We start from the raw sequence: 12,897 nt of genomic DNA, 5'->3' as shown, positions 1-12,897 counted from the left end.
CATATGACCCAAAACACCCGGATGCCAGAGCCTGCGGGCACCGTCGCGGATGCCGTGCGTGGCAACTGGGTGGACCGGCTGGCACCTGTGCGCACGCGCCCCTTTCTGCGGTTGTCGCGCGCGGACAGACCCGTGGGCACATGGCTGCTGTATCTGCCCTGCCTGTGGGCGCTGGCGCTGGCGGTGCTGGCGACAGACAGGTTCGACAGCTTTGCCATCTGGATCGTCGCGGGCTGCGGGATCGGGGCGTTCCTGATGCGCGGTGCGGGCTGTACATGGAACGACATCACCGACCGCGACATCGACGGATCGGTCGCGCGCACAAGATCGCGGCCCATCCCGTCAGGCCAGACCAGCGTGAAGGCAGCGATGATCTGGATGATTGCACAGGCGCTGCTGGCGTTCGGCATCATTATCACATTTCCGCCTGCGGCGATCGCGCTGGGCATCCTCGCGCTGCTGCCGGTGGCGGTCTATCCTTTCGCCAAACGGTTCACATGGTGGCCGCAGGTGTTTCTGGGCCTCGCGTTCAACTGGGGCGCCTTGCTGGCCTGGGCCGCGTATACGGGCGGGCTCGGGCTTGCGCCGGTCATGCTGTATCTGGCGGGGATCGCCTGGACGCTGTTTTACGACACGATCTATGCCTATCAGGACGCCGAGGATGACGCCCTGATCGGCGTGAAATCCACCGCACGGCTGTTCGGCGATCAGGCGCGCTGGTGGCTAAGGCTGTTCCTGACGCTGACGGTGATTCTGTTCGGCGCGGCGGTGGTGCTGGCCGCGCAGGACAGATCGATCCTGTCGCTCGTCATCGCGCTTGGCGGGCCATGGGCCTTGGGCTGGCACCTGACCTGGCAATTGCTGCGGTTCGATCCCGATGACAATGATGTATTGTTACGCCTTTTCCGATCCAACCGCGACGCCGGTCTGATCCCTCTGCCATTTTTCGCCGTGGCGTTTTTCGTATGATTGAACACCCCGGCTGCAAGGCCTATGCAGAGCCGGGACAAATGAAACGGACTTGAATGCGCCTCTCTGCCATCTTCATACGGATTATCGCCTTCAGCGTCGCGGCGGCCGGATCTGTCGCAGCCGCACAACTGACGGTCGCCACGGTCGAGGATCGGTCGGTCGCGGCCGTTCAAGAGACACTCGCTGAAAACGGCCATGACTGGGCCGACGTTCTGGGCGACGGGTTGCAGGTGATCCTCGAAGGCACGGCCCCCAACGAAGCCGTGCGCTTTCGCGCCATATCGGCGGCAGGCGGGGTCGTCGACGCAAGCCGGGTCATCGACAACCTGTCCGTTGCGGATGCGGCGGATTTCGAGCCGCCCGAATTCAAGATCGAGATTCTGCGCAACGACAGCGGCGTGTCGCTGATCGGGCTCATCCCCGCCGAAACGAACCGCGACGCGCTTGCCCGGCGGATCACACGGATCGCGGATGGTCAGAGCGTGGCAGACTTGCTGGATACCGGCGATTATCCGGTGCCCGAGACATGGCGCGCCGCCCTCGATTTCGCGATCGTCGCGCTGGAAATGCTGCCGCGTTCGAAAATCTCGGTGACGGCAGACCGCGTGACCGTCAGCGGCATTTCTGACAATCTGGTGGAAAAGCGCAGGCTCGAGGCAGAGCTTGCCCGCAGCAGGCCCGAAGGCGTGCGGCTCGGGCTGGAGATCAGCGCGCCGCGCCCCGTGATTTCGCCGTTCACAGTGCGGTTCATCCTTGATGACGATGGCGCACGGTTCGATGCCTGTGCTGTCGATACGGTCGAGGCGCGCGAGGTGATTCTGGGGGCCGCCACAGCCGCAGGTCTTGAAGGACGGGTGAATTGTACCCTCGCGCTTGGTGCGCCGTCCCCTGATTGGGGCGAAGCAGTTGCGCTGGCCATCTCGGCCGTCGGTGAACTGGCCGGCGGGACGGTCACGCTGACCGATACCGATGTCATCCTTGTTGCCTTGCCCGGCACAGAACAGGCGACCTTCGACAGTGTCGTCGGCACCTTGGAAGACGGCTTGCCCGATGTCTTCGCACTGAATGCAGAATTGCCTGCAATGCCCGAAGACAATGCCGAAGGCCCGCCGCAATTCACCGCCACGCTCAGCCCCGAAGGGCACGTGCAGATGCGCGGACGGATGCCCGACGACCTGACCAACATGGTCGCAGAGAATTTCGCCACCGCCAAATTCGGCCAGCGCAACATCACGATGCGCACCCGTGTCGTCGAGGGTCTGCCCGCAGGCTGGTCGGTGCGTGTCCTTGCCGGAATCGAGGCGCTGTCGGAATTGTCCAACGGTGCCGTCATCGTCGAGCCAGAGACGATCACCGTGCGCGGCAACACCGGCAACGAAACCGCCGCCGCCGAAATCTCTCGGTTGATGATCGAAAAACTGGGGCAGGCCGCCGACTACAATCTCGATATCACCTATGTCGAGGAACTGGACCCGATCGCCGCCTTGCCGACGCCCGAACAATGCATTGCGCAGATCATCGCGATGACCGAAGGGCGCAAGATCACTTTTGATCCCGGGTCAGCCAGCATCACCGCCGCGGCACAGCCCGTGATCGACGATATCGCAGAAGTCCTGCGGTTGTGCGGCGACCTGCGCATCCGCGTCGCCGGTTACACCGACAGCCAAGGCCGCGAGGAAATGAACCTGCGCCTGTCGCAGGACCGCGCCGATGCCGTGTTGACGGCCCTCCGGGCGCGGCGCGTGCCTGTATCGACGTTCGAGGCTGTGGGCTATGGCATGGCCAATCCGATTGCCGACAATGGCACCGAAGAAGGCCGCGAGGCGAACCGCCGCATCGAATTCAGCCTGATCGTGCCCGAGGACGCAGAGGCAGCGGTCGACGAAACTGCGGCCGAAGAGCTTGAAACCGACGCCGAAACCCCGCAAGACGGTGCAGGGGAAGACGACGCGGCAGAGGCAACACCTTGAACAGAACCGAATTCATCATCGCAACGGCAGTGATCCTGTTCGTGGCCTTTGTGCTGGGCTGGTTCGCCAGCTGGCTGGTCAACCGCTTTACCCGCGTGACCACGTCGGAAATCGGTGAACTGGACAAGATGGCCCAAGCCCTGCACGAGGCCGAGGAAACCCGCGATCAGGCCATCACCTATCTGCAACAGCGCGAGGCCGAGATGACCAACCAGCTGTCCCAGACCGAGGCCGAACTGCGCGCCGCGATGGATGGCCTGCGCGAGGCCCGCCGCGAGGCCGAGGAACTGCGCGGCTATATCGAACGTCAGCACGCGGGCTAAGGCGGATGCCGACGACCCTGATCGTTCTGGCCCATCCCGAACCCCGGTCTTTCAACGCCCAATGGGCACAGGCGAGTGCCGATGCGAGTGCTGCACTCGGCCATGATGTGATCTGGTCCGACCTCTATGCCTTGGGCTTCGATCCAGCGGAACGCGCCGCGCATTACGACCACCCTGCCGATGTGCCCTTCGATCCGCTCAAGGCGCAGGGCCATGCCGCCGAAACGGCGTTGCCTGCCGATGTCGCGGCAGAGGTGGACAAGCTACGGCGCGCGGACCGGATCATCTTTCACTTTCCGATGTGGTGGTTTTCGCCGCCTGCCATGCTCAAAGGCTGGTGCGACCGCGCGCTGACCCACGGCGCGCTGCACACCACGGCGGAACGGTTCGACACCGGCATGCTGAAAGGCAAAAAGGCGCTTTTGTGCGTGACCACCGGATCAAGCACCGATGAAAGCGCCTACAACGGCAAGGAAGGCGATGTGAACCTGCTGCTCTGGCCGCTCGCCTATACGCTGCGCTATGTCGGGCTGACGGTATTGCAGCCCGTCTGCGTGCATGGCGTGCATGGCTATCACCGCGGCGACCGCGCGACTGCCCTCGCGGACAGGCTGGGCAAGGCGCTGGAAGGTCAGGCGGAGCTGATCGCAGGGTTCGACGATCTGCCGGAAGTCGCCTTCAACGCCGATGACGATTTCGACGCCAAGGGCCGGCTGCGCGCGGGCACCCCCAGCGTGACGCCGTTCATCCGGCACAACCCGTAAGGCGGGGTGAACCCCGACCTACCGTGGCGCCGCCGCGCGTTTCAGCCTGTCATTGATCGCCCATCCCAGCCCGTGATCGGGGATCGGGGCGACAGCAATCCGCGTCGCGCCCATTGCATCCAGCTGGTGCAGGCAGTCGAACAGCCGCGCCGCAGCCTCGGTCAGATCACCAGTGGGTGACAGGTTCAGATCGGCGTCCATCGCGCCAAAGCCCAGCATCACCTCGCCGTCTTGTCGCGCGGTCGCGTTCAGCCGGACCTGCCCCAGCGGCGCGTAATGCGACAAAAGTTGACCGGGCGAGACGGGTGCCTCGGGGTTTTCCGATGTGGCCAAAGGACGCCCCAGACAGGCGGCAATCGCCTCCGCGGGGATGCCGCCCGCGCGCAGAAGGGTGGGCGCACCAAGACAGGCCACAATCGTGGATTCCAGACCCACCGCGCAGGACCCGCCATCGACCAGCGCGTCGATCCGGTCGCCCAAGCCTTCGCGCACATGGGCCGCCGTCGTGGGGCTGATCCGGCCTGACGGATTGGCCGAAGGTGCCGCCACCGGCCCGCCGAAGGCGGCCAGCAGACCCTGCGCCACCCTATGGTCCGGCACCCGCACCGCGATACTGTCCAGCCCCGCCGTGACCAGCCGCGATATCCCTGCATCCGCGCGCAAAGGCAGCACCAGCGTCAGCGCGCCGGGCCAGAAGGCCGCGGCCAAGCGTCGTGCATCATCGTTGAAATCGCAGATCGCGGAGGCTGCGGCGAAGTCCCCCAGATGCACGATCAGCGGGTTGAACGACGGACGGCCCTTGGCGGCAAAGATGGCGGCGACAGCCTTGTCGTTGCGGGCATCGGCCCCCAGCCCGTAGACCGTTTCGGTCGGAAACGACACCAGACCGCCCCGCCTCAGGATAGCGGCCGCGCCCGCCAGACCGGCGGCATCGGGCAGCAAAAGCGACAGCACGCGCGCATTCATGACGTGGCGTTCAGGTTGAAGGGTGACATCGGATGGATAACTTTGCCATTATGCGCCATGCATAGCCGTGCCACCCGCGCTTGCCAAGAAGACCATTGAACCGGAGATTTTGACATGCCCTATCGCGCACCGATCAGTGATTTCCGTTTCCTGCTGGACCATATCGTGAATTTTGCCGAAGTGGCAGGCACCGACCGCTTCTCCGAGGCGACCCCCGATATGACCGGCGCGATCCTGACGGAAGCGGCGAAGATTTGCGAGGACATCCTCGCTCCGCTCAACCAGATCGGCGACAAGCATCCCGCGCATCTGGACAACGGCATCGTGCGCACCCCGCCAGGCTTCGCGGACGGCTACCGCGCCATCGCCGAGGGCGGCTGGATCGGCATGTCGGCAGCAGCGGAAAACGGGGGACTTGGCCTGCCGATGACGCTGACCACGACCGTGAACGAAATGCTGTCGGGGGCCTGCCTGGCGCTGCAACTGAACCCTCTGATGACCCAAGGCCAGATCGAGGCGCTGGAACACCATGCCTCGGACGCAATCAAATCGGTTTATCTGCCGAAACTGATTTCGGGCGAATGGTGCGGCACGATGAACCTGACCGAACCGCAGGCGGGGTCCGACGTGGGCGCGCTGCGCACCAAGGCCGAGCCGAACGGCGATGGCACCTATGCGATCACGGGACAGAAGATCTACATCTCCTGGGCCGACAACGATTTCACCGCGAACGTCTGTCATCTGGTCCTGGCCCGCCTGCCTGAGGGCAAGCAAGGCACCAAGGGCATCAGCCTGTTCATGGTGCCCAAGCTGATCCCTGATGCGGATGGCAATCCGGGGCAGAAGAACGACCTGCGTGTCGTCAGCCTCGAACACAAGATGGGCCTGCATGGCTCGCCCACCGCTGTGATGGAATATGCGGGTGCGACCGGCTGGCTGGTGGGGCCGGAACATGGCGGGATGGCCGCGATGTTCACGATGATGAACAACGCGCGACTGGGTGTCGGCATGCAGGGGATCGGGACCGCCGAACGCGCGCTGCAACACGCGCTGGCCTATGCGCAGGACCGCAAGCAGGGCCGCGCGGAAGGCACGGGTGCGATTATCGAACATGCCGATGTGCGCCGGATGCTGACCACGATGCGCGCCGATATCTATGCCGCCCGCGCGATCGCGCTGATGAACGCCGTCGCCATCGACATGGCGACCGCGACAGGCGATGGGGCCTGGGTCGCGCGGGCGGCCTTCCTGACCCCGATCACCAAGGCGTTTGGCACCGATGTCGGCGTCGAGGCCACGAATACCGGCGTGCAGATCCATGGCGGGATGGGCTTTATCGAGGAAACGGGTGCGGCCCAATTCGTCCGCGATGTGCGCGTCAGCACGATCTACGAAGGCACCAACGGCATTCAGGCGATGGACCTTGTCGCGCGCAAGCTGATGGATGGCGGCGATGCCGCGTTCCGCCTGCTGGATGATGTGGTGCGCGGCGCCGAGGCCGCCAAGGCGACCCACCCCGATCTGGCCCATGCCGTCTGGGAAGCAGCCGAAACCCTGCGCGAAGCGACCGAATGGCTGGTCGGCCGCGCCGACCTTGACGACCGCTTTGCGGGTGCCGTGCCTTACTTGCGCGCCTTTGCACGGGTGCTGGGAGGCCATGTCCATCTCGCCAGCGCGGTGGCAGGCGATGCGGGCCACCTGCGTCTTGCCACGTTCTACATCAAGCGGTTGCTGCCCGAACATGCTGCCCTGCTGGCCCATACCCGCGAAGGTGCCGCCGATCTCGTCGCGATCACGCCCGAAGACCTGGCCGCCGCCTGATGCCCGATGGCGCGGGCGGTATCCGGTATCCGTTTGCCGACCCGCCCGCGGCGGGCCAAGCGATCGAAGTTGCCGACGGCATCCTGTGGATGCGCCTGCCGCTGCCGATGGCGCTCGATCATGTGAATGTCTATGCGCTGGATGACGGCGACGGCTGGACCGTGGTGGACACAGGTTTCGCCAGCGCCAGGTCCAAGGCGATCTGGCAAAGCCTGCTTCACGGGCCACTGGCGGGCAAGCCCGTCACCCGCGTGATCGTCACCCATCACCACCCCGATCATGTGGGCCTTGCCGGTTGGTTCGTCGCACAGGGCGCCGCGTTGCACATGCCCCGGACGGGCTGGCTGATGGCGCGGATGCTGACGCTTGATGCGCAGGACCGGCCCACGCCCGAAACGATCACGTTCTATGAACGCGCAGGCATGGCGGCGGACGAACTGGCGCGGCGCAAGGCCGAACGCCCGTTCAACTTTGCCGATTGCGTCGCCCCCCTGCCGCTGGGCTATGCCCGGCTGCGCGAGGGCGATACGATCCGCTTGGGCGGGCGGACATGGGATATCCGCATGGGCGATGGCCATGCGCCCGAACATGCGACCTTCTGGTCGCGCGACGATGCGGTGGTCCTGGGGGGCGACCAGTTGCTGCCCTCGATCAGCGCCAATCTTGGGGTCTATCCGACCGAACCCGATGCCGACCCCGTCGGCGATTGGATCGTGTCCTGTGAAAGGTTCCAGCCGCTGGCGCGGCCCGACCATCTGGTTCTTGGCGGGCACAAGCTGCCGTTCACCGGCCTGCCGCTGCGGCTGTCGCAGATGATCGACAACCATCATGGCGCGCTGGACCGACTGTCTGCGCATCTCGACCAGCCGCGCGCGGCGGGCGAATGCTTCATGCCGCTGTTCAAGCGCCCGATCGGCCCCGCCGAATACGGGCTGGCGCTGGTCGAGGCGGTCGCGCATCTGAACCACCTGCACCAGACAGGCCGCGCCATCCGGCACCTGCGCGACGATGGCGCTTGGGCCTTTTCGGCAGCCTGACACCCGCAAAATATCCGGCGAACAGACAGTCCCCGATCGCCGGAACGACCGCTGAGCCATTGGCATGACGGTGTCAGGACTAAATTTACCAATCCCTGCGATCTTCCCCAAAGCCAGCGCCGCGATCCTTCGTTCGCGCGCCAATCGGATCACAGATGCCCGGTGCCCTTGCGCTGCGCAGGAAAGGGGAACACATGAAACCGGCATCGTCCGCATATCGCCCTGACACGCCTGCAGCCATCGAATCGCCGCGCGCGGATACGCGCCCGCCGGTGCCAAGCGTGGCGGATGCCGCGACGTTGATCGCGCATCTGTCCGCCATTGGCGGGACGCGCCGGATCATGCTCTTGCAGGGCCCGGTCGGACCATTCTTCGCTGATCTGCACACGCAGCTGCTGCGTGGCGGGTTTGCCGTCGAAAGGATCGTCTTCAATCCTGCGGACCGACTGTTCCTGCGCAAGGGCCAGGTCACCCGCATCACGGGCGGCGCAAACGTCTGGCAGGACTGGCTGCGCGAAAGCCTTGCCGTCAGCCCGCCCGAGGCGATCATCCTGTTCGGGTCGAACCGCCCGCCCCATGCCTGCGCGCGCGCCGTCGCGGCAGAGTATGGCATCACTGTCATCAGCCTTGAGGAAGGGTATCTGCGTTCGGGCTACATCACCTGCGAAATCGGGGGGAACAACCAGCATTCCCCGTTTGCGCAATGGCGGTTCCGCCGTCATCTGCAGATCGTACCCCCTGCGCGGAGCCAACCTTTACCTGCGGTCCGGTCATCCATTCTGACAATGAGCCTGTGGGGCGCGATCCATTATCTTGTGCGCGACTTGCTGTCCAAACACACCGACGAGGCGTTGTTCCATCGCGGCAAGGACCGGATCACGACGCTGACAGGGCGCTGGTGCGCGCATGCAGCGCGCAGGCTGGTCGCACGCGGTGTTGAATTACCCGCGCGCCGCCGTGTGCAGGCCACGAAGGATTACATCCTGGTACCATTGCAGGTCCCGACCGACAGTCAGCTTCTGGTCGCGGCACGGGGCTGGACCAGCGCCGCGCTGATCGAGGCCTGCCTGCAGGCGCTGGTCCGGGCTGATGCGCCACAGCGGCTGGTTTTCAAGCTGCACCCGCTCGACACTTCGGGTGCCCGCATGAGGCGGGTCATCCTCCAGCGTCTGGATGAACTGAAGATCGGGCGTGACCAGGTCCAGGTGCTGGAAACCGGCCGCATGGCGGATCTTGTACGGCACGCCACAGGGATGGTCGTGATCAACTCGACGTCGGCATTTTCAGCGCTGCATCACAACGTACCCGTCCTCGTCTTGGGAGAGGCGGTCTATCGCCATGACACGGTCGTCACAATCGGGGAAACGCCTCAGGACATCGGCGCGTTTTTCCGCACGCGCCAGACAAAACCGCGCCCCCTGATCGACGCTTTTCTGGCCGACCTGAAGGCCGAAAGCCTTCTTGCGGGTGATTTCTATATCGCGAGCGGCCGCAAGGTCGCTGCCGCGGGGATCATCGCAAAACTCGACCAGCTCAGGTCGGCAGACCATGGCGGACCTTGCGCATGAGGCGCAGATTGGCCCGCATAATCCTGCGCAGCCTCGTCGGCCTGCTGCTTTCGGGCTGCGCGACATTGCCGTCCTCTGGACCCAGCGCTGCTGCCATCGACGCCGCCGCGGTCGAGACCGTGTCGCGCCCGCAAGATGTGCTGCCGTTCCGCATCATCGACGTGTCGATGTCGACCTTGCCCACCGAGGCGACACAGGCGCACCGCTTTCCTGTTGCGTTCCGCGAGCAAGGCCTGCGCACCGCTGATGAAGTGATCGACGCGGGCGACCAGTTGGACATCCGCCTGTGGGAAGTCGCTGAAGACGGGCTTTTCGCGACAGCAGGTCGCCGGGAAACCCTGTTGTCACTGGCTGTGTCGAATTCTGGTACAATCAGCGCGCCCTATGCGGGCACGATCACTGCACGCGGTCTGACCACGCAGGGCCTGCGCGCGCTGCTGCTGGACCGCTACAGGGGACAAGCGGTCGAACCCGAAATCACCGTTTCGCTTGTGCAGACCCAGTCACGCAGCACCGCGGTCCTCGGGGCGGTCGGCACGCCGGGACGGGTCGTCATTCCGCCCGGCGGTATCCGGCTTCTTGATCTGATCGCACAGGCCGGGGGCACGCCCCATGCCGCTTGGGAAACAACGGTCACCGTCCGGCGCGGGACGACATCGGCGACCGTCGCGCTGGCCGACATCCTGCGCCATGCATCGAACGACATCGTCGTGCTGCCGCGTGATGTGGTCAGCGTCGCCCATATCCCCCGGCGCTTTGCAGTCTACGGCGGGGTCAGGCGGCCGGGCAATATCGAAATCCCGCTCGAGACGCCGCATCTTGCCTATCTGCTGGCGGAAACCGGCGGGCTGGATGACGGGGTCGCACAGGCGAAATCGGTCTTTGTGTTCCGCCCGGCGCAGGGCACAGCATCGGGCGACACGGTGCGCGCCCTTGCCTTCCGGTTCGATTTTTCGGTGCCGGACGCTTTTCTGCTGGCTGGCCTGTTCGTCCTTGAACCGACCGACATCGTCTACGTCACATCTGCACAGGCGGCCGATTTTCAAAGGTTCGTCGCACTTGTCCTGTCACCGATCGTGGGAACAGCCGCCCAGGTCGGAAACTGAAATGTCCAACATAATCACAACATCGAGGTGCCAAGGATGAACGTCCGAACTCAATCCGACAAGACCAGCTTTGAAGCCGTGTTCCTCAAAGAACCCCGCCTGTCGGTGATCGTCCCGTTTCGCGACGAAGGTCGTGCGCCATGGTTTCTGACCCGCCTGGAAGAATTGTGCCAGTCATTCCCCAGACAGGACGATCTGGAGTTTGTCGTCGTCGATTCCGGCTCTGTGCGGGAGGCAAGCAAAGCCTGTCGCGCCATTTGCGCGCGTGCGGATGTCAGCTATCTGTATCATGACAGCGCGGGGCAGGCATTCTCGATCGGGCAGGCGCGCGACTTTGGCGCAATTCATGCCCAAGGACGCGCGATCACGTTTCTCGATGTCGATTTCCGGGTCCCGCATGATTTCTGGACGCGTCTTTTGGTCTTCATGAAAAGCTACGGGATCTCCGACTACAAGAAACGTTTTTTCGTCGTGCCGGCCCTGTATCTGACCGAAGAAGGCACCGATGAATTCCGGTCGATTGACGACGACGCCCGCTTTCAGGATTTCTATCTGCGCTGGATGCACGGCGATACGCGCTCCATCCAAAATCTTGCGCCCTGTTCTTCGATCATCGTGGTGGACCGGTTTCATTATCTGGCGATCGGCGGCCACAATCCGATCTTCAAGGGCCACGGATTCGAAGATTTCGAGCTTCTGCATCGGCTTGCAGAAGACGAAGGCCGTTTTCCAAGACCGGATGTCTATCTAAAGGATACGAAATCCTGGGAGACGGCCACCTATAACGGTTTCAGGTCGCGCCTGGCCCTGTTTGGCAGGCCGGCGTTGCTGTCGAACCTGTTCGTTGTCCATCTGTGGCACCCACGGCCCAAAACCCTGTCGTTCTATGACCAGTCGCATATGAAATCCGCAAGGGACGTCGGCCCGCGTCTTCTTGGCGACTTCGACAAGAACCGGGATCACCCGACGCCGATTGCCCCGGCCATCAACGCGCATCAGACATTCCTGGTCCTGGGCGAGCCACGCACGAATGTCACACGCTGCATGCGCGATGTGTACCCGCATCTTGGCCGGCCCGTGTTCGTCAAGGAAACCGATCTTGTCATGTCGGGAGACGATCTGGGCAGTGTCGACCTCACCGCCTTTGTCACTGCGCATGGGATCGGGCTCATGCTGATCAACAGCCCCTATGCGAACCCCGTCCGCAAGGCGATTTATGATTGGTGCCGCGCCAGTGGATTTCCCTATTTCGTTTTCGAACGCGGCGCATTGCCGGACAGCTGGTTTTTTGATCCTGACGGGTTCAATGCCGATTCGCGCAGCTATGACCGGCGCAAATGGGACAAGCGGATCAGTGCAGAAGACAGGTCGGATGCGGCCGCCTACATCCACGCCACCTTCACCGGCGACGCTGCACTGGAACGTCAGGGTACGATGATCGGCGGGTCAGCGCTTGGCGAAAAGCTCCGGATCGGGGGGCGAAAGGTTCTGTTCGTTCCACTGCAACGCCCCAGCGACACGGTGACGACGCATATGGCCGGTCCCGCCAAAAGCTGTGGTGATTTTCTTCAGGTCATCGATGCCACCGCCGCGCTTTTGAAACGCGCAGGCTGGGTCGTGCTTTGCAAAAGGCATCCGTTGGAAACCGCAAGTCCCACCCTGACCCATGCACAATATGTTCCCGAAGATACCCATTTCATCGACCTGCTTGAACTGGCCGATGCCGTTGCGTTGATCAATTCCGGCGTCGGGCTCTACGCGATGATGATGGGCAAGCCGTGTTACATCTTCGGCGAGGCGTTCTACGCCTTTGACGGGGTGAATACCCGTGTTGCAGACCTCGACCCCGGGGTCATTCGCGATACGATCCTTGCGGGGTCCAGCGTCGATCGCGAAAGCGTTCTGCGTTTCATTCATTACCTGACCAAGGACTTCTACAGCTTTGGCGTGGCCAGAACCGCCCCGCGCATCGAAGCTGACGGGTCGCGGCGCGTTGCGACACGCGAAATCGACTTTTACAGTCTCAGGGTGCCGGGACAGGTGCGCCTGACCTACAAAAAAGAAATCTGGCCGCACATTCCGCTGACGGCACCGCTGTTCGAGCGCTACAAACTGGACATCGTCCAAAAGAACAATGCCAGGAAAGCCGCGCCCGTTTCAACACCGTCGCATCCGGCACCTGAGCCGCGCCCGCAACAGACGCCAAGCGCGGAATTCGCGGCCGTTCTGCCCAAACAGGACCGGCGCATCGCGAAACTGGCCAAACTGCGGCGGTCGCCACATGCATTTTTCCGCGACGCGAAGAATCCGGCGCTCAGGCAGCTCAGCCACGTCTTCCGTAGCCGCTGATGGCCGAGCGCAGGCAAGTGT

General features: G+C 63.7%; 10 protein-coding genes. 9 read left to right on the top strand and 1 reads right to left on the bottom strand.

Features of this window, described 5'->3' with window-relative positions; translation table 11 throughout:
- Positions 1-3 precede the first annotated feature (3 nt).
- From ubiA to H147_RS0101475, 4 genes are read left to right on the top strand one after another with little or no spacing between them, the layout of a single operon-like run.
- Positions 4-969: a 4-hydroxybenzoate octaprenyltransferase gene (gene ubiA / locus H147_RS0101490; protein ID WP_019953562.1), complete on the top strand. Its 966-nt coding sequence runs from the start codon at positions 4-6 to the stop codon at positions 967-969.
- Positions 970-1,025: 56 nt separating this feature from the next.
- Positions 1,026-2,942 carry an OmpA family protein gene (locus tag H147_RS0101485; protein ID WP_019953561.1) on the top strand — a complete coding sequence of 639 codons (1,917 nt, stop codon included), beginning with the start codon at positions 1,026-1,028 and terminating at the stop codon, positions 2,940-2,942.
- On the top strand, positions 2,939-3,265 hold the full coding sequence (locus H147_RS0101480) for a hypothetical protein (protein ID WP_019953560.1): 327 nt from the start codon (positions 2,939-2,941) through the stop codon (positions 3,263-3,265). Before H147_RS0101485 ends, H147_RS0101480 begins: the two co-directional genes overlap by 4 nt.
- 5 nt (positions 3,266-3,270) lie before the next feature.
- Positions 3,271-4,029, top strand: a complete 759-nt coding sequence (locus H147_RS0101475; protein WP_019953559.1) for an NAD(P)H-dependent oxidoreductase — start codon at positions 3,271-3,273, stop codon at positions 4,027-4,029.
- A gap of 18 nt (positions 4,030-4,047) precedes the next feature.
- Here the strand turns inward: H147_RS0101475 and H147_RS0101470 are convergent, their stop codons facing one another.
- Positions 4,048-4,995 carry an L-threonylcarbamoyladenylate synthase gene (locus H147_RS0101470; protein ID WP_019953558.1) on the bottom strand — a complete coding sequence of 316 codons (948 nt, stop codon included), beginning with the start codon at positions 4,993-4,995 and terminating at the stop codon, positions 4,048-4,050.
- 114 nt (positions 4,996-5,109) lie between these two features.
- Between H147_RS0101470 and H147_RS0101465 the strand changes: the two genes are divergently transcribed.
- From H147_RS0101465 to H147_RS0101445, 5 genes are all read left to right on the top strand, one after another.
- Positions 5,110-6,816, top strand: coding sequence for an acyl-CoA dehydrogenase (locus tag H147_RS0101465; RefSeq protein ID WP_019953557.1), 1,707 nt, complete (start codon positions 5,110-5,112; stop codon positions 6,814-6,816).
- Positions 6,816-7,853 carry an MBL fold metallo-hydrolase gene (locus H147_RS0101460; protein WP_019953556.1) on the top strand — a complete coding sequence of 346 codons (1,038 nt, stop codon included), beginning with the start codon at positions 6,816-6,818 and terminating at the stop codon, positions 7,851-7,853. Before H147_RS0101465 ends, H147_RS0101460 begins: the two co-directional genes overlap by 1 nt.
- Before the next feature lie 194 nt (positions 7,854-8,047).
- Positions 8,048-9,421: a capsular polysaccharide export protein, LipB/KpsS family gene (locus H147_RS0101455; protein ID WP_162561614.1), complete on the top strand. Its 1,374-nt coding sequence runs from the start codon at positions 8,048-8,050 to the stop codon at positions 9,419-9,421.
- Complete coding sequence (locus H147_RS0101450; RefSeq protein ID WP_019953554.1) at positions 9,418-10,527, top strand: SLBB domain-containing protein; 1,110 nt, start codon at positions 9,418-9,420, stop codon at positions 10,525-10,527. Before H147_RS0101455 ends, H147_RS0101450 begins: the two co-directional genes overlap by 4 nt.
- A 36-nt stretch (positions 10,528-10,563) precedes the next feature.
- The gene (locus H147_RS0101445; RefSeq protein WP_019953553.1) at positions 10,564-12,876 is read left to right on the top strand and encodes a glycosyltransferase; all 2,313 of its coding nucleotides are present in this window, start codon (positions 10,564-10,566) and stop codon (positions 12,874-12,876) included.
- The last annotated feature ends 21 nt before the right edge of the window (positions 12,877-12,897 follow it).

Origin of the sequence: Yoonia vestfoldensis DSM 16212, from assembly GCF_000382265.1 — a bacterium.
GTDB classification, from domain to species: Bacteria; Pseudomonadota; Alphaproteobacteria; order Rhodobacterales; family Rhodobacteraceae; genus Yoonia; species Yoonia vestfoldensis.
This window is presented reverse-complemented; position numbering and strand designations above follow the sequence as displayed.

What these genes read in the sequence shown, in the direction of transcription:
- ubiA (WP_019953562.1), top strand. Translation starts at nt 4, where the DNA reads ATGACCCAAAACACCCGGATGCCAGAGCCTGCGGGCACCGTCGCGGAT.
- H147_RS0101485 (WP_019953561.1), top strand. Translation starts at nt 1,026, where the DNA reads ATGCGCCTCTCTGCCATCTTCATACGGATTATCGCCTTCAGCGTCGCG.
- H147_RS0101475 (WP_019953559.1), top strand. Translation starts at nt 3,271, where the DNA reads ATGCCGACGACCCTGATCGTTCTGGCCCATCCCGAACCCCGGTCTTTC.
- H147_RS0101470 (WP_019953558.1), bottom strand. Translation starts at nt 4,995, where the DNA reads ATGAATGCGCGCGTGCTGTCGCTTTTGCTGCCCGATGCCGCCGGTCTG.
- H147_RS0101465 (WP_019953557.1), top strand. Translation starts at nt 5,110, where the DNA reads ATGCCCTATCGCGCACCGATCAGTGATTTCCGTTTCCTGCTGGACCAT.
- H147_RS0101460 (WP_019953556.1), top strand. Translation starts at nt 6,816, where the DNA reads ATGCCCGATGGCGCGGGCGGTATCCGGTATCCGTTTGCCGACCCGCCC.
- H147_RS0101455 (WP_162561614.1), top strand. Translation starts at nt 8,048, where the DNA reads ATGAAACCGGCATCGTCCGCATATCGCCCTGACACGCCTGCAGCCATC.
- H147_RS0101450 (WP_019953554.1), top strand. Translation starts at nt 9,418, where the DNA reads ATGAGGCGCAGATTGGCCCGCATAATCCTGCGCAGCCTCGTCGGCCTG.
- H147_RS0101445 (WP_019953553.1), top strand. Translation starts at nt 10,564, where the DNA reads ATGAACGTCCGAACTCAATCCGACAAGACCAGCTTTGAAGCCGTGTTC.